The sequence below is a fragment of the Pelagerythrobacter sp. Soil_C_18 genome, assembly GCF_057657235.1.
In genome coordinates this window covers 133,020-153,058 of record NZ_JBDGIU010000006.1, presented here as the reverse complement: position 1 = coordinate 153,058, position 20,039 = coordinate 133,020, and the positions used below count along the sequence as shown (strand labels likewise).

The following is a 20,039-nucleotide window of genomic DNA, read 5'->3' as shown; positions in this document are numbered from 1 at the left end:
AAGGAGTTTTTAACATGGACGTAGAAGCTGCAAAGCTGGTTGGCGCTGGTCTCGCCGCGATCGGTGCAGGCATGGCCGCGATCGGCGTGGGTAACGTGTTCGGCTCGTTCCTCGAGAGCGCGCTGCGCAACCCGGGCGCTGCCGACGGCCAGCAGGGCCGCCTGTTCATCGGCTTCGCCGCTGCCGAGCTTCTCGGCCTGCTGGCGTTCGTCGTGGCGATGATCCTGATCTTCGTCGCCTGATCGACCGACTATCCGTCGCCGGCCGGGGTTCGCCCGGCCGGCACGCTTCCTTCCGCCTGACTTCCGGCGCCTGACTTCCGGGACGTGCTTCGATGCCCCAGATAGCCCAGCTCGCAGAAACCTTCTCCAGCCAGATCTTTTGGCTGCTGGTGTTCTTCGGGATCGTGTTCTTCGTCATCGGTCGGGGGATGGTTCCCAAGGTAATGGGGACCGTGGCCCAACGCGACAGCCAGATCGGCAGCGATCTCGCCGCCGCCGAGGCCGCGCGTGCGCAGGCGGACGAGGAAGAGGAAGCCTGGCGCAAGCGTGAGAATGAAAATCGCGCCGCCGCCCAGGCGCTCATTGCCAAGGCGAAGGCCGAAGCGGCCGCCAGCAACGAGAAGAAGCTCTCTGCCGCGCAGAAGCGGCTCGACAAGAAGCTGGCCGATGCGGAAGCCGCGGTCGCCGCTGCGCGCACGTCGGCCATGGCTGAGATCGAAGGCGTGGCGGCCGAAGCCACGCAGGACATCGTCCAGCGGCTGGCTGGCGTCAGCGTCACCGCCGCCAGCGCGAAGAAGGCCGTCAAGGAGGCCATGAGCAATGGCTAACACACCCGAAGTCTTCGCCACCGATGCCGCCGAGACCGAGGCGGTGATCGAGCACGGTTCCGTGGAGCACGTCGAGCCCGAGCTGTTCGGCCTGGCCCCGTTTCAGGTCGTCGCCGTGGCGATGACGGTGCTGATCCTGATCGCGATCTGGAAGAAGGTCCCCGGCATGATCGTCGGCGGGCTCGACAACAAGATCGCGGGGATCAAGCGCCAGCTCGACGAGGCCAAGGCGCTGCGCGCCGAGGCCGAGGCGCTGCGCGACGAATATCGCCGCAAGGTCGCCGGTGCCGAGAAGGACGCGGAAGCCATGCTCGCTAACGCCCAGCGCGAGGCGGACACGATCGTCGCCAAGGCGGAAGAAGACAGCAAGGCGATGGTCGAGCGCCGCAAGCGCATGGCCGAGGACAAGATCGCCGCTGCCGAGCGCGAGGCGGTCGAGAACGTGCGTGCCCATGCGGCGAGCGCCGCTGCCGCCGCTGCGCGCAAGCTGATCGCCGAGAAGCACGACGCCGATGCCGACCGCAAGCTCGCGGACGAGCTGATCGCGGGCATCTGACCGCGTCCGCTTTCGCGGAACGATCGAGAGGGGCCGTGCGCTTTCTCCTGTGAACAGGAGAATCGCATGGCCCTTTCCGCAATAGCGATAAACTGCACGCTCAAGTCGTCCGGAGACGAGCAGAGCTCCACCGACGCGATGATCCGCGTTCTCGGCGAGGCGTTCTCCCAGCGGGGTGTCGCCATCTCCGAGCCGCTGCGCATCGCCGATTACAACGTGCTGCCCGGCGTCACGTCGGACGAGGGTGACGGCGACGACTGGCCCGAACTGCGGGCGAAGATCCTCGCGCACGACATCCTCGTCTTCGGCGGCCCGATCTGGCTCGGCCAGATAAGCTCGCTCGCCAAGCGCGTGCTGGAGCGGATGGACGCGTTCCTCGGCGAAACCGACGACAAGGGGCGGATGCCGAGCTATTCGAAAGTGGCCGTCGCTGCGATCGTCGGCAACGAGGACGGCGCGCACTGGTCGACCTCGCAACTGTTCCAGAGCCTCAACGATCTCGGTTGGACGATCCCGGCAGCCGCCGCCTGCTACTGGGTCGGAGAGGCAATGGGTTCCACCGACTTCAAGGACCTCGAACAGACGCCGGATAAGGTGGCGGAGACCGCCAAGATGGTCGCCGCGAACGCCGCGCATCTCGCAGGGCTGCTGAAGGAAAGTCCCTACCCGGGTTGATTGGATATCTCCCCGTCCTCTTCAGAGGAGGGGGCTTCTGTCAGAAGCTGTCCTTCGCCACCCTGAGCGCTGCGAAGGTTTCGTGCGGGGCGCTCCCGCCCCAGCGGCCGCGCAGGACGTCCGTGTCGGCCCGCAGGAAGGGATTGGTCGCGAGCTCGCGGGACAGCGGCATCGGGACCGTGGGTTCGCCCCGGGCGCGGCGCTCGTCGATCTCGCGGGCGTAGAGCTGGAGCTCGGCGTTGTCTGGATCGGCGTGGAGCGCGAAGCGGGCGTTGGCCTGGGTGTACTCGTGCGCGCAGTAGAGCGTGGTCTCGCGCGGCAGGGCCTTGATCCGCTCGAGGCTGGCCCAGAACTGTTCGGGCGACCCTTCGAACATCCGCCCGCAGCCGAGCGCGAAGACGCTGTCGCCGACGAAGGCAATGCCGGCTTCGGGCAAGTGGTAGGCCACGTGCCCCTCGGTATGCCCGCCGACATCGATCACCCGCGCTTCGAGCCGGCCGAGCGCCACGGTGTCGCCGTCGGCGACCACGCGGTCGACGGGCGCGATCTTCTCGACTTCCCTGGGGCCGGTCACCTTGGCGCCGGTCGCCTCGACGATCGCCTTGTTCCCGCCTGCGTGGTCGGGATGCCAGTGCGTGTTCCAGATCTGGGTGATCGGCCAGCCTTGGGCTTCGGCCTGGCGCAGGTACTCGGCGCCGTCGGGCGTGTCGATCGCCGCGGTCTCCCCACTCTCCGGGTCGTGGAGCAGATAGCCGTAGTTGTCGCCGAGGCAGGGGAACTGGTGGACTTGGAGCATGGCGTGCATCCTACCCGCCAGGGCCGATAGTGGAAAGGCCCGCCTGCCGGGTGGGCAAGCGGGCCTTCCGTGTCTCCTCCAGCTTCCGCCGGGTGACTGCGCCGGCGGCGTCAGTCCTTCTTCTTCAGCGCTTCGCCGAGGATGTCGCCGAGCGAGGCGCCCGAGTCGGACGAGCCGAACTGCGCCACGGCTTCCTTCTCCTCGGAGATCTGGCGTGCCTTGATCGAGAAGTTCGGCTTCTTCGAACGGTCGAAGCCGATAACCATGACATCGATCTTCTGGCCGGTCTGGAACCGGTCCGGACGCTGCTCGTCGCGGTCGCGGCCGAGATCCGAGCGCTTGATGAAGCCGGTCGCGCCGTCTTCGCCGACCTGCACTTCGAGCCCGCCGTCGCGGACTTCGAGCACGCTGACGGTGACGATCTCGTTCTTGCGCAGCGCACCGGAAGCGCCCGATTCGCTCGGCGCCCCCTTCTCGAGCTGCTTCATGCCGAGGCTGATGCGCTCCTTGTCGGTGTCGACGTCGAGCACGATCGCTTCGACCTCCTCACCCTTGCGGTGCAGCGCCAGCGCGTCCTCGCCCGAGATGCCCCAGGCGATGTCGGACATGTGGACCATGCCGTCGACGTCGCCGTCGAGACCCACGAACAGGCCGAACTCGGTGGCGTTCTTGACTTCGCCCGACACCTTCGAACCGATCGGGTGCTTGTCGGCGAACTCTTCCCACGGGTTGCGCTGGGCCTGCTTGAGACCGAGCGAGATGCGGCGCTTCTCGCTGTCGACCTCGAGCACCATAACTTCGACTTCCTGCGAGGTCGAGACGATCTTGCCCGGGTGCACGTTCTTCTTGGTCCAGCTCATCTCGGAGACGTGGACCAGGCCTTCGATGCCCGGCTCCAGCTCCACGAAGGCGCCGTATTCGGTGATGTTGGTGACGGTGCCCGTCAGCTTCGCGCCGACCGGGTACTTCGCGCCAACGCCATCCCACGGATCGCTCTCCAGCTGCTTCATGCCGAGGCTGATGCGCTGGGTTTCCTCGTTGATGCGGATGATCTGCACCGTGACGGTGTCGCTGATGTTGATCACTTCGCTCGGGTGATTGACGCGCTTGTAGCTCATGTCGGTGACATGGAGCAGGCCGTCGATGCCGCCGAGGTCGACGAAGGCGCCGTAGTCGGTGATGTTCTTGACGACACCCTCGATCACCTGACCTTCGGCCAGCTTGTCGATCAGCTCGCTGCGCTGTTCGGCGCGGGTCTCTTCCAGCACCGCGCGGCGGCTGACGACGATGTTGCCGCGGCGGCGATCCATCTTCAGGATCTGGAACGGCTGCGGCATGTCCATCAGCGGGGTAACATCACGGACCGGGCGAATGTCGACCTGCGAACCGGGGAGGAAGGCCACGGCGCCGTCGAGGTCGACGGTGAAGCCGCCCTTGACGCGGCCGAAGATGCGGCCTTCGACGCGCTTGCCTTCGCCGAACTCGCTTTCCAGCTTGTCCCACGCGGCTTCGCGGCGGGCGCGGTCGCGGCTGAGCATGGCTTCGCCGTCGGCGTTCTCGACGCGATCGACGAAGACTTCGACTTCGCTGCCGACTTCGAGCCCGTGCTCGTTATCGACGCGCATGAATTCCTTGAGGGGGACGCGGCCTTCGCTCTTGAGGCCGACGTCGATCACGGCGAGGCCGTTCTCAATCGCGGTGACGGTGCCCTTGACGACGCGGCCTTCGAAGCCGTCTTCGCCGGCGCCGCCGAGCTGTTCGTTGAGCAGCGCCTCGAAATCGGCGCGTGTGGGGTTGGCGGAAGTTGCCATTGTGTGGTGGTTCCTACTTCACGTTATTTCCGGCCAAGCGGTTGTGTCCGCTGGTCTTCTGGCCAGGCTCCCCGCCGGGCCGAATGCCGTGGCGGAGGTTCTCGGGACACGCGGCGAGAGCCGGGGCGGGAATGCAGGCCGGAGCGGACGAACCGCTCGCACGAGACCGGCAAATGGCAAAAGGAAGCCTGCCTCCGACCGGACTCACACGTCCGTCGAACGGGCGCGCGCCTAGGCGAAAGCGGGCCGGAAAGCAAGCGAAACCGCGCAGCGGTGTTGACGCTCCGCGGAGTTTTACCAAGGTGTCACCTTGTGCTCTCCGCCCTCGGTGGAGAGACCTTTCCGGGGGGCCGGTGTGTGGACTTCCAAAGTGTGAAAGCCACACTCGCGGCAGGGTGTCACCTTGCGCGGCGAGCTGGGCGGGAGAAGGCGAGTCGCGGTGCGCATGAGAGGGGTCGTGGCACAGCGCGAGGCATGTAGGAAAATGGTTTCTTGCGGGGGTTGGGCGGATTGGATTTTCGCGCGGGGTGCGAAGGTGATTTTTCACACGAAGACACGAAGATGCTGTCCTGCGGCGCAGGCGCATTGCCAAAGCCAACTATCCCTTCCCAACGATGGATGAAGGCGGCTGCGCCGCAGGCACGACATCTTCGTGTCTTCGTGTGAACCCATCTCGTCATCCCAGCGAATGCTGGGATCGCTATCCGCCAGGTCGTACGGTGCTGCACGCGATCCCAGCTTTTCGCTGGGATGACGGATACTTCGTTGGGATGACGGGGCCGGGACGTCCGCGCGTCAGCTTTCTATCTGTTCCCCAGCACAGCCTCGACCGCCTCGATCGCGGCGGCAATGGCCTCGTCGCGCCCCAGTGCGGAGGTGTCGAGCATGATCGCGTCGCTTGCCGCGCGCAGGGGGGCGTCCTTGCGCTGGGTGTCGCGGGCGTCGCGGCGGCGGAGGTCTTCGGCGATGGCGTCGAGCGAGGCGGGGATGCCGCGGTCGTGCATTTCCTGCCAGCGGCGCTGCGCGCGCGCCTCGACGCTGGCGGTGACGAACAGCTTCACCTGCGCCTCGGGCGCGATCACGGTGCCGATGTCACGCCCGTCGAGCACGGCGCCGCCCGGCCGGGTGGCGAAGGTCCGCTGCCGTTCGAACAGCGCCTGCCGCACGATCGGGTGGACCGAGACGCGGCTGGCGAGGCCGCCGGTCTCCTCGCTGCGCAAGTGCGGATCGGCGAGCAGCGCTTCGGGAAAGCTCGTTGCCGCGAGCGCATCGACCGGGTCGTCCGGATTGCCGCCGTCGAGGAACACCTGCCGCCCCACCGCGCGGTAGAGCAGGCCGGTGTCGAGATGCGGCAGCCGGTAATGCTCGGCCAGCGCGCGGGCGATCGTGCCCTTGCCGCTGGCGGTGGGACCGTCGACGGCGATGATCACCGATCTTCCCTCCCGCTGGCGGGCGCGGGGGCTGCAGGCTCCTGCGCCGCGCTCCGCGCGCGGGATCTGCGCTCCCGCGCCGCCTTGACCAGGCCGTAGATTGCGATCGAGGCCCAGAAGCCTTCGAGCACCAGGCTTGGCCAGTTGGTGTGGACGAGCAGCGAGACCGTCAGCAGTCCAGCGCCAAGCAGGTTGGTGCCGTGGAGGATGAACGGGTTGGGCGCGGGATTCCAGGTCAGGTAGGCATAGGCGGCGATGATGCAGAACATGCCGGCGAAGCCGACCATCGCCGCTGTGTCGAGACCTGTCACTCTCCCGCTCCGACATGGCCCGACGGGCCCACCTCGGACCCCTCCCGCAGGCGGGAGAGGGGATTGGCTGCGCCTTCGAGCAGGTCGACGAAATTAGGGAAACTCGTGCCGATCGGGCGGGTGTCGTCGACCTCCACTCCGGCGCGGCTGGCGAGGCCGGCCACGGCCATGCTCATCGCGATGCGGTGGTCGAGGTGGGTGACGACCGGTGCGGTTTCGCCGTTACCGGGCAGGGGGTCGCCGCCGGTGCCCTCGACGATCAGGCCGTCCTCGGTCTCCTCCACGCGCGCGCCGGCGGCGGTGAGGGCGGCCGCCATGGCGGCGATGCGGTCGCTTTCCTTGACGCGCAGTTCCTCCAGCCCGCGCGTCACCGTGCGGCCCTGCGCGAGCGCGGCGGCGACGAACAGGACCGGGAACTCGTCGATCATGCTCGGCGCCACGACCGGGTCGACCTCGATCCCGGTGAGGGCTGCGTGGCGCACGCGCAGGTCCGCGACCGGCTCGCCGCCGACTTGGCGCGCGTCCAGTTCCTCGATGCTCGCGCCCATCTGGCGCAGCACCTCGACCAGTCCGGCTCGTGTGGGGTTGAGGCCAACGTTCTCGATCACGAGGTCGCTTCCTTCGGCGAGGCTGGCGGCGACGAGGAAGAATGCCGCGGACGAGGGATCGCCCGGCACCTCGATCGTCTGCGGGTGCAGTTCGGCCTCGCCGTGGATGCGGATGATCCGCTCGCCGCCCAGTTCCTCGACCTCCAGCTCGGCGCCGAAGCCGCGCAGCATGCGTTCGGAGTGGTCGCGCGTCGGCACCGGCTCGATCACCGTGGTCACGCCCGGCGCATTGAGTCCGGCAAGCAGCACCGCGCTCTTCACCTGCGCGCTGGCGACGGGCAGGCGGTACTCGATCGGCACCGCCGGGCACAGCCCCTCCATCATCAGCGGCAGCGTGCCGCCGGGGGACGGGGTGAAGCTCGCGCCCATCCGGCTGAGCGGCTCGATCACGCGGCCCATCGGGCGCTTCGACAGGCTGGCGTCGCCGGTAAAGGCCGCGGTGATCCCGTGGCTCGCGATCAGGCCCATGAGGAGGCGCGTGGAGGTGCCCGAGTTGCCCATCTCGAGCGCCTGACCGGGCTGGAGCAAACCGCCGACGCCGACGCCGTGAATCGACCAGGTGCCGGCGTCGTCACGTTCGATGGCCGCGCCCATCGCGCGCATCGCGGCGGCGGTCGCGAGCACGTCCTCGCCCTCGAGCAATCCGCTGGCGCGCGTCTCGCCCACAGCCAGCGCGCCGAGCATCAGCGCGCGGTGGCTGATCGATTTGTCGCCGGGCACGCGAATCCGTCCGCGCAAGGGGCCGGACGGCAGAAAGCGGCGGGGGCGGGGCATGTCGTTCAAGGAAGGGGTCCTTCACCGGGAGGGGGCGGATCGGCCGCGGCTTTTGACAGCGGCATTGCCCTATGGCAAGGCGCGCGCCGCCTGCGGTGCGCTCTTGATTCCGGGGGCGAGCACACCCATCACGTTCTCACAAGTTTCAACCCTGCCGGGGCGGCGGGGAATGATAAGGATTGACAATGGCCAAGCCAGAATGGGGCACCAAGCGTTCCTGCCCCAAATGCGGTGAACGCTTCTACGACCTCGGCAAGGACGAACCCGTCGCCTGCATCGAATGCGGCGAGGAATGGTATCCCGAGCCGGTGCTGAAGTCGAAGCAGCCGATTCCGTTCGAGGAAGAAGAGAAGAAGGACAAGGAGCCCGACAGCGACCTTGCCGACGACGATCTGGAAGACATCGTCGACGACGACGACGATTCGCCGGACAACGAGGTGGATCTCGGCGGAGACGACGATCTCGGCGTGGCGAAGGGCAAGGGCGACGACGAGGAAGAAGATACCTAAATCCGCTCTTGCCAAGCGGGGCCGCCCTGAATAAAGGGCGGCCCTCCCGCTTACCGGCGGGGTCTGGTGCATCTCCCGGGATGCGCCGCAAATGGATGACACGGGGCCTTAGCTCAGCTGGGAGAGCGCCTGCATGGCATGCAGGAGGTCAGCGGTTCGATCCCGCTAGGCTCCACCACCATCCTCCGGTTTACCGCCTTTCGGCCCATGAACCGAAATCCGGCAAACCGGGCTACGATCGAAATACGCCGTGCCTTTCGCATGGTTTGGAATGCCGATTTGCCCGCTGGCTGACGAGGTTTCGTCCGCCGGCGTTTTTCGCGTTTGATGGGGCGGCAGCGCTTCGAAGGAATTGACCAGGCGATGTTCGACAATCTGTCCGACCGGCTCGGCAACGTATTCGACCGCCTGCGCGGGCGCGGTGCGCTCAACGAAGAGGAAGTGCGCGAGGCGATGCGCGAAGTGCGCGTCGCGCTGCTCGAGGCGGACGTCGCGCTGCCCGTGGTGCGCCGGTTTATCGACGCGGTCACCGAGAAGGCGATCGGGGCCGAAGTCCTGAAGTCGGTCACGCCGGGCCAGCAGGTCGTCAAGATCGTCAACGACGAACTGGTCGAGATGCTGGGCGGGGAAGGGGTCGAGGGCCTGAACCTCGACGCCAGGCCGCCGGTCGTGATCATGATGGTCGGCCTGCAAGGCTCGGGCAAGACGACCACCACGGCCAAGCTCGGCAAGTTCCTGAAGGAGCGCCACGGCAAGAAGGCGCTGATGGCCTCGCTCGACGTCAACCGCCCGGCCGCGCAGGAGCAGCTGGCGGTTCTGGGCGAGCAGGTCAGCGTCGCGACCCTGCCGATCGTGCAGGGCCAGCAGCCGGTCGACATCGCGCGGCGGGCGATGGAAGCCGCGAAGTTGCAGTCCGCCGACGTGCTGCTGCTCGACACCGCCGGCCGCCTGCACGTCGACGAGGCGCTGATGGCGGAGATGAAGGCGGTCGCCGGCATCTCCTCGCCGAACGAAGTGCTGCTGGTGGTCGATTCGCTGACCGGTCAGGACGCGGTCAACGTCGCGCGCAGCTTCACCGAGGAAGTGCCGCTGACCGGCGTGGTGCTCACCCGGATGGACGGCGATGCGCGCGGCGGCGCGGCGCTCTCGATGCGGCACGTCACCGGCAAGCCGATCAAGTTCGCCGGCACGGGCGAGAAGCTCGATGCGCTGGAGGCCTTCGATCCCAAGCGCGTCGCTGGCCGCATCCTCGGCATGGGCGACGTCGTCAGCCTGGTCGAGAAGGCCGCGGCGACGATCAAGGAAGAAGACGCCGAAGCGCTCGCCAAGCGCATGGCGAAGGGTCAGTTCGACCTCAACGACCTGCGCATGCAGCTCCGCCAGATGCAGAGCATGGGTGGGCTCGGCATGCTCGCGGGCATGCTGCCGGGCATGAAGAAGGCCAAGGCGGCGCTGTCGCAGTCGGGCGCGGACGACAAGGTGCTGGTCCACATGGATGCGATCATCGGCTCGATGACGCCCAAGGAACGTGCCAACCCCGCGCTGCTCAACGCCAAGCGCAAGAAGCGCGTCGCGGCGGGCTCGGGCCTGCAGGTGCAGGACGTGAACAAGCTGCTCAAGATGCACCAGGAAATGAGCCGCGCGATGAAGCAGATCAAGAAGATGGGCGGCCTCAAGGGCCTCGGCGCGCTGTTCGGCGGCGGCGGGCTCGGGGCTGCGATGCCCGGGCTCGGCGGGCCGGGCGCGGGCGGCATGCCGCCGGGGCTCCCCGGTCTTCCCGGTTCGAAGAAATAGATTTTGGTTTTAGATATTTAAGTTGGAAAGGTAACTACTCATGGCAATTTCCCTTCGTCTCTCGCGCGGTGGCGCGAAGAAGCGCCCCTACTACCGCATCGTTGCGGCCGACAGCCGCAAGCCGCGCGACGGCAAGTATCTCGAGCAGATCGGCACCTACAACCCGCTGCTCGCCAAGGACGACGAGAAGCGCGTTCAGCTGAACGAGGATCGCGCCCGCTACTGGCTCGGCGTCGGCGCGCAGCCGAGCGACCGCGTCGCCCGCTTCCTCGACGCCGCCGGTGTCCGCGAGCGTGCCGCGCGCAACAACCCGAACAAGGCCGAGCCGGGCGACAAGGCCAAGGAGCGCGCCGAGGAGAAGGCCGCCAAGGCCGCCGAAGCCGAGGAAGCCGCGAAGGCGGCCAAGGAAGAAGCGAGCGCGCCCGCTCCCGCCGAGGAAGCGACCGCTGAAGCTCCGGCGCCGACCACCGACGAGCCGGCCGAGGGCAGCGAGACCTCGGCGACCGGCGACGAGGCCGCGGTCGAGTCGACCACGGACGAGCCCGCCGAGGGCGGCGAAGACAAGGCCGAGGGCTGATGAAAACTCCCTCTCCCCTGGAGGGGAGAGGGCCGGGGAGAGGGGGCCGCGCGAAACCGCCGCGGCCCGCCACTCCCCCTCTCCCAACCCTCTCCCCTGAAGGGGAGAGGGCTGTCACGCTCGCGGCCATCATCGGCGCGCATGGCGTGACGGGCGAAGTCCGTCTCAAGCTCTTCGGCGAGGGGCTGGAGAACCTGAAGGCCCACAAGGCCTACAACGGCGGCGCGCTGACGCTGTCGAAAGTGCGCGGCGACAACAAGGGCGGCGCGATCGCCCGCTTCGCCGAAGTGACCGACCGCGCCGCGGCCGAGAAGCTGCGCGGCACCACGCTCACCGTACCGCGCGCCGCACTCCCTCCGCTGGAGGAGGGCGAATACTACCACGCGGACCTGATCGGCCTTTCCGCCGTGACCGACGTGGGCGAACCGGTCGGCACGGTCGTCTCGGTCGAGAACTACGGCGCCACCGACCTGGTCGAGATCGAAAAGCCCGATGGGAAGCGCTTCCTCGTGCCGATGATCGAGGCCGCCGTGCCCGAGTGGAACGGCGAGCGGCTGGTCGTGAGCCGCGACTTCGTCGAGTAATCCGGAGGCGAGCAGCCGGGCGTCAGCCTCACCGTTCCGGGTCGGCCTTTCCGAAAAGCCAGGCTTTTGGCGCACGGCGTGCGGAGCGCTTCGCTGCGGGTGCCCGCAGGCGCCGCGTGAGATCGTGTGAAGCGCGCTCGTGGTCGCTGTTCCAGAGGCGCATGAGGAATTCGTCCTGCATTGGTCTGCCCTTTCATTCGATGGCCCGAAAATGGCCTGGGAAGGCGGCAAAGACCAACAAAAGGGCTGGCGCAGGTCATAAGGAAAACTTATGGATGCGGCGATGGAGAACCTGCCGCCCCTTTCCGCGATCCGGGCGTTCGAAGCGGCCGGCCGGCTCGAACACTTCTCCCGCGCGGGCGAGGAGCTGGGCATGACCCAGGCCGCGGTCAGCTATCAGATCCGCCAGCTCGAGCAGCGGATCGGCCAGCAGCTCTTCATCCGCGAGAAGGGCGGCGTGCGCCTGTCCGATGCCGGGCGGCGCCTGCTGCCGGCGGTCAGCGGCGCCTTTGCCGAACTGCGCCAGGCCTTCGCCGGCTTGCACGAGGAAGCCGCCGGAGTGCTGGCGATCAGCGCCCCCGTTTCCTTCGGCGCCACCTGGCTTTCGTCGCGCATCGGCAGCTTCCAGCTGCGCTTCCCCGACCTGGCGGTGCGGCTCTCGCTCAGCAACGGTCTGATCGACTTCGCGCGGGACGATTTCGATCTGGCAATCCGCATCGGGTCCGGAGAGTGGGACGGGCTTCGGCGCGAGTTCCTCTACCGCGCGCACGTCACGCCGATCTGTTCGCCCGAGTTTCTCGAGCGGCATGGCATACAGCGGCCGGAGGACGTGCTGCACGTGGAGCGCCTGGGTCCGAACGATCCGTGGTGGGCCGGCTGGTTCGCCGCGGCCGGCGTGAGCGAGGCGCCGGCGCCGCGCCGGGGCATCATGTTCGACACCCAGTCGCAGGAAGCCAATGCGGTCCAGGCCGGCTTCGGCATCGCACTGATGACGCCGCTGTTGTGGCGCGCCGAGCTCGAGAGCGGCCGGCTCGTCCAGCCCTTTGACACGCTCTACCAGCCGGGCGGCTCGAACTGGATCGTCCACCCTGCGGGCCGGATCGGCGTGCGCAAGATCGAGCGCTTCCGCGAATGGATTCGCGAGGAACTCGATCACGACTCCGACCTTCTGCCCGAGCCACTGCTGACTCCGCCGGAGTAGCGCCTACCGCCTGATCGGCTGTTCTTTCGCCAGGTGGTTGCGGATTGTGGTGGCGGCGACGCCGGCCTGGCCCATGGCGTGGCTGATCTGGTCGAGGCCGACGACCACGTCGCCCGCGGCGAAGAGGCCGGGGACGGTGGTTTCCAGGTGTTCGTCGACCACGATGCAGCCGTCCTCGCTCGTCTTCGCCCCGGCGAGCTGCGCCAGCTCGGACCGGACGGTCGTGCCGAGCGCGGGATAGACGCTGTCGAACGCCATGCGCACGTCGGCGGTGTCGAACGCAAGCCGCTCGCCCTCGATCGCGAAGCCACCGCAGGGGCCGGCGACGCGGGCGATACCCGCTTCCTCGAGCTGCGCCGAACATTCGCGGTCGAGATCGTGATCGCCGTGGGGGCTGACGAGCGTCAGGTCCGCGGTATAGCCGCGCAGGAACAGTGCCTCGGTGGTGCCGTGCTTGCCGGTGCCGATCACCGCCACCCGGCGGTCGGTCACCTCATAACCGTCGCAGACCGGACAATAACGCAGCAGCCCGCGTGAGAGCGCCTCGTCGTGAACCTCGTCGGCCAAGGCATCGGGGCGGCGGTTGACGACGCCCGTGGCGAGCAGGACGGCGCGCGCGGTGTAGGTGCCGCTGTCGGTGCCGACGGTGAAGCGCTCGCCGGCCTTCGCCAGATGCTCGACCCGCTTCTCCTCGCGCAGGGCGCCGTACTTGCGGGCCTGCTCGTGCATCCGGCGCAGTAGCTCCTTGCCCTCGATGCCGTCGGGAAAGCCGGCGTGGTTGTGGGTGCAGGGTATCCACGCCGCACGGCTCGTGCCGGAGTCGAACAGTCGGATCGAGAGATGATAGCGCGCGAGATAGATCGCAGCGGTCAGGCCGGCGGGGCCGGCGCCGATGATGATGCAGTCGTCGGTTTCGCTCGCATGTGTGTCGCTTGCCATTCGACCCCCTCTTGCGCATGGGCGAGGGCATGACCTTCGCCGCTACCATCCTAACGCTCTATCCCGAGATGTTTCCCGGGCCGCTTGGCATTTCGCTTGCCGGGCGAGCGCTGGAGCGGAGGGACTGGGCCTGCGAGGCGGTGCAGATCCGCGACTTCGCGACCGACAGGCACCGGACAGTGGACGACACGCCGGCCGGCGGCGGGGCGGGCATGGTGCTCAAGGCCGACGTGATGGCGGCGGCGCTGGATTCGGTGCTGGCGAAGCCCTCTCCCCTTCAGGGGAGAGGGTTGGGAGAGGGGGACGTGGTGCATCCGACCGACAATCCCCTCCCCCCGACCCCCTCCCCTGAAGGGGAGGGGGAGAGACCCATCCTCGCCATGACGCCGCGGGGCAAGCCGATCACGCAGGCGCGGATTCGGGAGCTGGCGGCGGGGCCGGGCGTGGTGATCCTGTGCGGCCGGTTCGAGGGGTTCGACGAGCGCCTGTTCGAGGCGCGGCCGCAGATCGAGCAGGTCAGTCTCGGCGACGTCGTCCTCTCGGGCGGAGAGCCCGCCGCGCTGGCCATTCTCGATGCTTGCATTCGCCTGCTTCCCGGCGTAATGGGCGCGCCTTCGAGCGGGGCCGAGGAATCCTTCGAGGAAGGGCTTCTCGAGTATCCGCAATATACCCGACCTCAGGAATGGGAAGGGCGCACGATCCCTGAAGTGCTGCGATCGGGGGATCATGCGAAAATCGCGGCGTGGCGCAAGCAACGCAGCGAGGAAGACACACGGTCACGCAGACCGGACCTTTGGGAGCGCTACAGTGGCGCTCGGGACCAGTCTGCCTCTGGCGCGCGGCAAAAAAGGTAAGGACGCAGGTCATGAACCTGATTCAGCAGCTCGAGGCCGAAGCCATCGAGAACCTCGGGAAAGACGTTCCCGAATTCCGCGCCGGCGACACCCTGCGCGTTGGCGTGAAGGTTATCGAAGGCACGCGCGAGCGTGTACAGAATTTCGAAGGCGTGGTGATCGCCCGTTCGAACCGCGGCATGGGTTCGAACTTCACCGTGCGCAAGATGAGCTTCGGCGAAGGCGTGGAGCGCGTGTTCCCGCTCTACTCGCCGATCGTCGACTCGATTACCGTGGTTCGCCGCGGCGTCGTGCGCCGGGCGAAGCTCTACTACCTGCGCGGCCGCACCGGTAAATCGGCCCGCATCGCCGAGCGCCGCGACAATCGCCCGACCGACAAGGCCTGAACGCCTCAATCGGGAACGAGACAAGCGAGGGGCGCTCCGGCACGGGTCGGGGCGCCCCTTTTGCTTTGCCCGATACAAAATCATATGCGGTTGCGGCGCCGCCCAGGGGCGCTAGGCACGCGATCGAACAAGCTAGGAGTTGCAGATGGGTTATCGCGTAGCAATCGTCGGGGCGACCGGGAACGTCGGGCGCGAGATAATGCAGATTCTCGCCGAACGTGAATTCCCCTGCGACGAGATTGCCGCGGTGGCGAGTTCGCGCTCAATCGGCACCGAGGTCGAATTCGGCGACACCGGCAAGATGCTCAAGTGCAAGAACATCGAGCATTTCGATTTCGCCGGGTGGGACATCGCGCTGTTCGCGGCCGGTAGCGGCCCGGCCCAGGAATATGCGCCTAAGGCGGCCGCGGCGGGCTGCGTGGTGATCGACAACTCCTCGCTCTACCGCATGGAGCCCGACGTGCCGCTGATCGTGCCGGAGGTGAACCCCGATGCGATCGACGGCTATGCCAAGCGCAACATCATCGCCAACCCGAACTGCTCGACCGCGCAGCTCGTCGTCGCGCTCAAGCCGCTGCACGACGCGGCGACGATCAAGCGCGTGGTGGTGAGCACCTACCAGTCGGTCTCCGGCGCCGGAAAGGCGGGGATGGACGAGCTGTTCGAGCAGAGCCGCGCGATCTTCGTCGGCGATCCGGTCGAGGCGAAGAAGTTCACCAAGCAGATCGCCTTCAACGTGATCCCGCACATCGATGTGTTCCTCGACGACGGCTCGACCAAGGAAGAGTGGAAGATGGTCGTCGAGACCAAGAAGATCCTCGACCCGAAGATCAAGCTCAACGCCACCTGCGTGCGCGTGCCGGTGTTCGTCGGCCACTCCGAAGCGGTCAACATCGAGTTCGAGCATGAGCTTTCGGCCGAAGCGGCGCAGGACATCCTGCGCGAGGCGCCGGGCGTGATGCTCGTCGACAAGCGCGAGGACGGCGGATACGTCACTCCCGTCGAGAGCGCGGGCGACGGCGCCACCTACGTCAGCCGCGTGCGCGAAGACCCGACGGTGGAGAACGGCCTGACCCTGTGGTGCGTCTCCGACAACTTGCGCAAGGGCGCGGCGCTCAACGCGGTGCAGATCGCGGAGCTGCTCGGTCGGCGGCACCTGAAGAAGGGGTGACGCCTGAAGAATGGGTGACGGGGGAGAGGGCTTGCGGCACAAGGTCCGCATGACCCTCGCTGCCGATCTTTATTTCAGCTTCCGCAGTCCCTACAGCTATCTGGCGGTGGGGCGGTACCGGGCGCTGGCGGAGGCGCACGACCTCGAGATCGCCTTGCGGCCGGTCTATCCGCTGGCGATCCGCCAGCCGGATTTCTTCGAACGCAGTGACCCGAACTGGCTGCGCTACACGTTCCTCGACATGATGCGCGTGGCGCAGTTTCACGGGATTCCGTTCGGTCCGCCGCGGCCCGATCCGATCGTGCAGGACATCGCCACGCGCACGATCGCGGCGGAGCAGCCATACATTCGCCGAATTACCCGGCTCGGGCAGGTGGCGGCGCGGCGGGGAAGGGGCCTCGCCTTCGCGCACGAGGCGGGCATGTTGATCTGGGGCGGGGCCGAGAATTGGAACGAGGGCGAGCACCTCGCGGGCGCGGCCGAGCGGGCCGGGCTCGACCTTGCGGAGCTCGATGCCGAGGTGGCAGCGCAGGCGGGCGAACTCGACGCCGAGATCGCGGCCAACCAGCAGGCGCTCGAGGCCGCGGGCCACTGGGGTGTGCCGACGCTGGTATTGGACGGAGAGCCATTCTTCGGGCAGGACCGGATCGACATGGCGATATGGCGGATGGAGCAGAAGGGGCTTGCCGCCCGGACATGAGCTCTTTCACGCCCTACGAACCGCTGAACACGCCCAAGGCGTTCGCGGAGGGCGTGTGGATCGTCGACGGACCGGAAATCCGAATGGACTACGGCCCGGCAAGCCTGCCTTTCCCCACGCGGATGACTGTCGTGCGGCTCGGCTCGGGCGACTTGTGGGTTCACTCGCCGATCGCACCCGATCCGGCGCTGTTCGAGCGGGTCGAGGCGCTCGGGTGCGTGCGATACCTCGTCGCGCCCAATTCGCTGCACTACTGGTATATGAGCGACTGGCTCGAGCGGTATCCGGAGGCGACCAGCCATGCCGTGCCGGGGCTGGAGAAGGCGAAGCGCCGCTTCCGCATCGACCGGATGCTGTCTTCCGGCGAGCGCATGATGTGGGAGGACGAGATCGCCTGGGTCCTCGTGCCGGGCACCGCGGTGACCGAGGCGGTATTCTTCGTGCGAGGCGCCCGGGTCGCCGTGCTGACGGACCTGATCGAGAATTTCGAGCCTGCGCGAATTCGCAAGATCTGGCTGCGCTGGCTCATCCGGCTGGGCAGGGCGGACGGCTCCACACCCCTCGACATGCGGGCGACCTACTTGCCCCGCCGCCGGCAGGTGGCGCGTGCGGTCGGCGAAGTTCTGGAATGGCCGGCAGAGAAAGTGGTGGTGGCGCACGGCCGCCCGTATGAGCGGAACGGAGCGGCGGAGTTGCGGCGTGCGCTGAGTTGGGCGGTGCGCGCCTGATGTCTAGCATGTCGTGGAGTCGAGCGGCGTATCTCCAACAGGCGGGCTTGCCACTCAAGCGGCTTTGCCTGTCGTTCCCCATCGGGTAGTCGCCTGAGGATGGAAAACGTGGTGACCGAGATAAGGAACGAACGCATCGCCTCCTTCGACGGAGTGGAGCTGGCCGTCCGCCGCATGGGCGCGGGCAGGCCGGTGCTGATGCTGCACGGGCTGTTCTCGAGCGCGGAGATGAACTGGGTTCGGTTCGGGCATGCGCGGAAGCTGGCGGATGCCGGGTTCGAGGCGATCATGCCCGACCTGCGGGCGCACGGGGACAGCGCCAAGCCGCACGAGCCGGAGGCCTATCCGCCGGGCGTGCTGGCGAAGGATGCGGCGGCCCTGGTCGAGGCGCTGGGGCTGGAGGACTACGATCTCGTCGGGTTCTCGCTCGGCGCGCGTACCTCGGCGCGTGCGGTGATCGAGGGGCTCCGTCCGCGGCGGCTGGTGCTGGGCGGGATGGGGCTCGAAGGGCTGGCCGGCTGGAGCGGGCGCTCGGCCTTCTTCATCGACGCGATCGACCGCTTCGAGGAGATCGAGCGCGGCGATCCGGCGTTCATGGCGGTCAGCTTCATGAAGACGATGAAGATCGACCGCGTGGCGGCGCGGCTGCTGCTCCAGGCTGTGGACGACACCGATCCCGAGGAGCTGGCGAAGATCACCATGCCGACCCTGGTCCTGTGCGGCGACAAGGACGACGACAACGGCTCGGCGACCAAACTCGCGGAGGCGCTGCCCGACGCGCGCCATGTGGAGATACCCGGCACGCACATGAGCTCGGTCACCGAAGGCGCGCTGGGCGATGCGCTGGTGGAGTTTCTCGGCGCAACCGCTTGATTCGCGTCCTGCGGAGGTTCAGAAACCGGTATCTGCCGAAACCGGTTCCCGCATGAGAGGATGCCCCAGATCATGAAGTTCGCACCCGTCGCGCTTGCCGCGCTTGCCGTCTCGCTTGCCGTTCCCGCTCACGCGCAGGAAACCAGCCCGCCCGCCAGCGAGCAGACCGCGCAGCAGGCATATCCGATGACGCCGCAAGGTGCGGCCGCCTGGGTGGCGATGGTAGAGAAGGACCTGTTCGACTACTCGGTCGACGCGAGCCGGGTCTATTGGGTCAACTCGACCTACATCACCGACGACACCGACGCGCTTGCCGCGCAAGCCGGCGCGGAAGGAACCGAGAAGTCGGTCAAGTACGCGCTGGAGGCGGCGAAGTACGCGCAGGTCCAGGGCCTCGACCCCGACGTCGCGCGCAAGCTGAACATCCTCCGTAATGGCATCGTCCTGCCCGCGCCCACCACCGAGGGCGCCGCGACCGAGCTCAACGAGATCGCAACCAGCCTGCAGAGCCAGTACGGCAAGGGCCGCGGCACGCTGAACGGGCAGGAGATATCCGGCTCCGACATCGAGGCCGAGATGGGCAATCTCGAGCACACGCCCGAGGAATATGCCGAGATGTGGGCGAGCTGGCACGACAACGTCGGCGCGCCGATGAAGGAAGAATACGTCCGCATGGTCGAGATCGCCAATGCCGGCGGGACCGAGCTCGGGTTCGACGACGTAGGGGCGATGTGGCGCTCGGGCTACGACATGAGTCCCGAGGAATTCACCGCCATGACCGAGCGGCTGTGGCAGGAAACCCGGCCGCTCTACGAGGCGCTGCATACCTACGTGCGCAACCAGCTCAGTGAGAAATACGGCAACGCGGTGCAGCCGACGACCGGGCCGATCCGTGCGGACCTGCTCGGCAACATGTGGGCGCAGGAATGGGGCAATATCTACCCGATCGTCGCGCCCGAGGGTTCGGGCGACCTCGGCTACGACATCGGCGAACTGTTGGAAGCTCAGGGGAAGAAGCCGCTCGACATGGTGAAGGTCGGCGAGGGCTTCTATTCCTCGCTCGGCTTCGAGCCGCTGCCCGAGACCTTCTGGGACCGCAGCCTGTTCACCAAGCCGGCCGACCGCGAAGTGGTGTGTCACGCGAGCGCATGGAACGTCGACAACGTCGACGACATCCGCATCAAGATGTGCATCAAGGTGAACGCGGACGACTTCGTCACCATCCATCACGAACTCGGCCACAACTACTACCAGCGCGCCTACAACGAGCAGCCGTACCTCTACCTCAACGGCGCGAACGACGGGTTCCACGAGGCGATCGGCGATTTCGTCGCGCTCTCCATCACGCCCGAATACCTGGTCCAGATCGGCCTGCTCGACCGTGCCCAGGTGCCGGGCGAGGAGAAGGACATCGGCCTGCTGCTGCGGCAAGCGATGGACAAAGTCGCCTTCTTGCCCTTCGGCCTGCTGGTCGACAAGTGGCGTTGGGGCGTGTTCGACGGCTCGATCACGCCGGCCGAATACAACACCGCCTGGACCGAGCTGCGGCGCGAGTACCAGGGCATCACGCCGCCGGTCGAGCGGCCGGCCGACGCCTTCGATCCGGGCGCGAAGTACCACATCCCGGGCAACACGCCCTACATGCGCTACTTCCTCGCGCGAATCCTGCAGTTCCAGTTCTACAAGGCCGCGTGCGACCAGGCCGGCTGGGAAGGGCCGCTCCACCGCTGCAGCTTCTACGGCAACAAGGAGGTCGGAGCGAAGCTGGCCCAGATGCTAGAGATGGGCGCGAGCGAGCCGTGGCCCGACGCGCTCGAGGCGTTCACCGGCACCCGCGAGATGAGCGCCAAGCCGATGCTCGAATACTTCGCACCGCTGAAGGCATGGCTCGACGAGCAGAACGCGGGCAAGCCGACCGGGTGGTGAAACAGGT

At 67.3% G+C, this 20,039-nt stretch carries 22 protein-coding genes and 1 tRNA gene; 17 read left to right on the top strand and 6 right to left on the bottom strand.

Going from position 1 to position 20,039, the window contains the following annotated elements; genetic code table 11:
- Positions 1 to 14 precede the first annotated feature (14 nt).
- From AC3A5N_RS13475 to AC3A5N_RS13460, 4 genes are all read left to right on the top strand, one after another.
- Entirely contained in the window at positions 15 to 242 is a 228-nt protein-coding gene (locus AC3A5N_RS13475; RefSeq protein ID WP_047805836.1) for a F0F1 ATP synthase subunit C, read from the top strand.
- A gap of 92 nt (positions 243 to 334) precedes the next feature.
- A complete protein-coding gene (locus AC3A5N_RS13470; RefSeq protein ID WP_487737832.1) occupies positions 335 to 829 on the top strand; it encodes a F0F1 ATP synthase subunit B family protein in 495 nt (164 codons plus the stop codon).
- Positions 822 to 1,385: a F0F1 ATP synthase subunit B family protein gene (locus AC3A5N_RS13465; protein ID WP_487737831.1), complete on the top strand. Its 564-nt coding sequence runs from the start codon at positions 822 to 824 to the stop codon at positions 1,383 to 1,385. The genes AC3A5N_RS13470 and AC3A5N_RS13465 overlap by 8 nt, the downstream gene beginning before the upstream one ends.
- Positions 1,386 to 1,451: 66 nt before the next feature.
- The gene (locus tag AC3A5N_RS13460) at positions 1,452 to 2,060 is read left to right on the top strand and encodes a flavodoxin family protein (protein WP_487737830.1); all 609 of its coding nucleotides are present in this window, start codon (positions 1,452 to 1,454) and stop codon (positions 2,058 to 2,060) included.
- Between the two features lie 40 nt (positions 2,061 to 2,100).
- Here the strand turns inward: AC3A5N_RS13460 and gloB are convergent, their stop codons facing one another.
- The 5 genes from gloB to aroA form a co-directional block, all read right to left on the bottom strand.
- Positions 2,101 to 2,856 carry a hydroxyacylglutathione hydrolase gene (gloB, locus tag AC3A5N_RS13455; protein ID WP_487737829.1) on the bottom strand — a complete coding sequence of 252 codons (756 nt, stop codon included), beginning with the start codon at positions 2,854 to 2,856 and terminating at the stop codon, positions 2,101 to 2,103.
- 110 nt (positions 2,857 to 2,966) lie between these two features.
- Complete coding sequence (gene rpsA / locus AC3A5N_RS13450; RefSeq protein WP_487737828.1) at positions 2,967 to 4,667, bottom strand: 30S ribosomal protein S1; 1,701 nt, start codon at positions 4,665 to 4,667, stop codon at positions 2,967 to 2,969.
- 803 nt (positions 4,668 to 5,470) lie between these two features.
- Positions 5,471 to 6,097: a (d)CMP kinase gene (locus tag AC3A5N_RS13445; RefSeq protein ID WP_487737827.1), complete on the bottom strand. Its 627-nt coding sequence runs from the start codon at positions 6,095 to 6,097 to the stop codon at positions 5,471 to 5,473.
- On the bottom strand, positions 6,094 to 6,408 hold the full coding sequence (locus AC3A5N_RS13440; protein ID WP_487737826.1) for a CBU_0592 family membrane protein: 315 nt from the start codon (positions 6,406 to 6,408) through the stop codon (positions 6,094 to 6,096). Before AC3A5N_RS13440 ends, AC3A5N_RS13445 begins: the two co-directional genes overlap by 4 nt.
- Positions 6,405 to 7,790, bottom strand: a complete 1,386-nt coding sequence (aroA, locus tag AC3A5N_RS13435; protein ID WP_487737919.1) for a 3-phosphoshikimate 1-carboxyvinyltransferase — start codon at positions 7,788 to 7,790, stop codon at positions 6,405 to 6,407. Before aroA ends, AC3A5N_RS13440 begins: the two co-directional genes overlap by 4 nt.
- A gap of 185 nt (positions 7,791 to 7,975) precedes the next feature.
- Between aroA and AC3A5N_RS13430 the strand changes: the two genes are divergently transcribed.
- The 6 genes from AC3A5N_RS13430 to AC3A5N_RS13405 all read left to right on the top strand — a co-directional run bounded on the left by AC3A5N_RS13430 (position 7,976) and on the right by AC3A5N_RS13405 (position 12,455).
- Complete coding sequence (locus AC3A5N_RS13430; protein WP_487737825.1) at positions 7,976 to 8,299, top strand: TIGR02300 family protein; 324 nt, start codon at positions 7,976 to 7,978, stop codon at positions 8,297 to 8,299.
- A gap of 102 nt (positions 8,300 to 8,401) precedes the next feature.
- Positions 8,402 to 8,477, top strand: a tRNA-Ala gene (locus AC3A5N_RS13425).
- A 185-nt stretch (positions 8,478 to 8,662) separates the two neighbouring features.
- Entirely contained in the window at positions 8,663 to 10,093 is a 1,431-nt protein-coding gene (gene ffh, locus AC3A5N_RS13420) for a signal recognition particle protein (protein WP_487737824.1), read from the top strand.
- A 40-nt stretch (positions 10,094 to 10,133) separates the two neighbouring features.
- Positions 10,134 to 10,670, top strand: coding sequence for a 30S ribosomal protein S16 (gene rpsP / locus AC3A5N_RS13415; RefSeq protein ID WP_487737823.1), 537 nt, complete (start codon positions 10,134 to 10,136; stop codon positions 10,668 to 10,670).
- Between the two features lie 146 nt (positions 10,671 to 10,816).
- Entirely contained in the window at positions 10,817 to 11,254 is a 438-nt protein-coding gene (gene rimM / locus AC3A5N_RS13410) for a ribosome maturation factor RimM (protein ID WP_487737822.1), read from the top strand.
- Between the two features lie 271 nt (positions 11,255 to 11,525).
- Positions 11,526 to 12,455, top strand: coding sequence for a LysR substrate-binding domain-containing protein (locus AC3A5N_RS13405; RefSeq protein ID WP_487737821.1), 930 nt, complete (start codon positions 11,526 to 11,528; stop codon positions 12,453 to 12,455).
- Between the two features lie 3 nt (positions 12,456 to 12,458).
- On the opposite strand, the gene AC3A5N_RS13400 is transcribed toward AC3A5N_RS13405, so the two are convergent.
- The gene (locus AC3A5N_RS13400) at positions 12,459 to 13,394 is read right to left on the bottom strand and encodes an NAD(P)/FAD-dependent oxidoreductase (RefSeq protein WP_487737820.1); all 936 of its coding nucleotides are present in this window, start codon (positions 13,392 to 13,394) and stop codon (positions 12,459 to 12,461) included.
- A 29-nt stretch (positions 13,395 to 13,423) separates the two neighbouring features.
- Between AC3A5N_RS13400 and trmD the strand changes: the two genes are divergently transcribed.
- The 7 genes from trmD (at position 13,424) to AC3A5N_RS13365 (ending at position 20,032) form a co-directional block, all read left to right on the top strand.
- Positions 13,424 to 14,248 carry a tRNA (guanosine(37)-N1)-methyltransferase TrmD gene (gene trmD, locus AC3A5N_RS13395; RefSeq protein ID WP_487737819.1) on the top strand — a complete coding sequence of 275 codons (825 nt, stop codon included), beginning with the start codon at positions 13,424 to 13,426 and terminating at the stop codon, positions 14,246 to 14,248.
- 11 nt (positions 14,249 to 14,259) lie between these two features.
- The gene (gene rplS / locus AC3A5N_RS13390; protein ID WP_487737818.1) at positions 14,260 to 14,634 is read left to right on the top strand and encodes a 50S ribosomal protein L19; all 375 of its coding nucleotides are present in this window, start codon (positions 14,260 to 14,262) and stop codon (positions 14,632 to 14,634) included.
- A gap of 145 nt (positions 14,635 to 14,779) precedes the next feature.
- A complete protein-coding gene (locus AC3A5N_RS13385) occupies positions 14,780 to 15,805 on the top strand; it encodes an aspartate-semialdehyde dehydrogenase (protein WP_487737817.1) in 1,026 nt (341 codons plus the stop codon).
- Between the two features lie 49 nt (positions 15,806 to 15,854).
- Complete coding sequence (locus AC3A5N_RS13380; RefSeq protein ID WP_487737918.1) at positions 15,855 to 16,505, top strand: DsbA family protein; 651 nt, start codon at positions 15,855 to 15,857, stop codon at positions 16,503 to 16,505.
- A complete protein-coding gene (locus tag AC3A5N_RS13375; RefSeq protein ID WP_487737816.1) occupies positions 16,502 to 17,233 on the top strand; it encodes a DUF4336 domain-containing protein in 732 nt (243 codons plus the stop codon). Before AC3A5N_RS13380 ends, AC3A5N_RS13375 begins: the two co-directional genes overlap by 4 nt.
- Before the next feature lie 111 nt (positions 17,234 to 17,344).
- A complete protein-coding gene (locus tag AC3A5N_RS13370; protein ID WP_487737815.1) occupies positions 17,345 to 18,106 on the top strand; it encodes an alpha/beta fold hydrolase in 762 nt (253 codons plus the stop codon).
- Between the two features lie 72 nt (positions 18,107 to 18,178).
- A complete protein-coding gene (locus AC3A5N_RS13365) occupies positions 18,179 to 20,032 on the top strand; it encodes a M2 family metallopeptidase (RefSeq protein WP_487737814.1) in 1,854 nt (617 codons plus the stop codon).
- Positions 20,033 to 20,039: the final 7 nt, after the last annotated feature.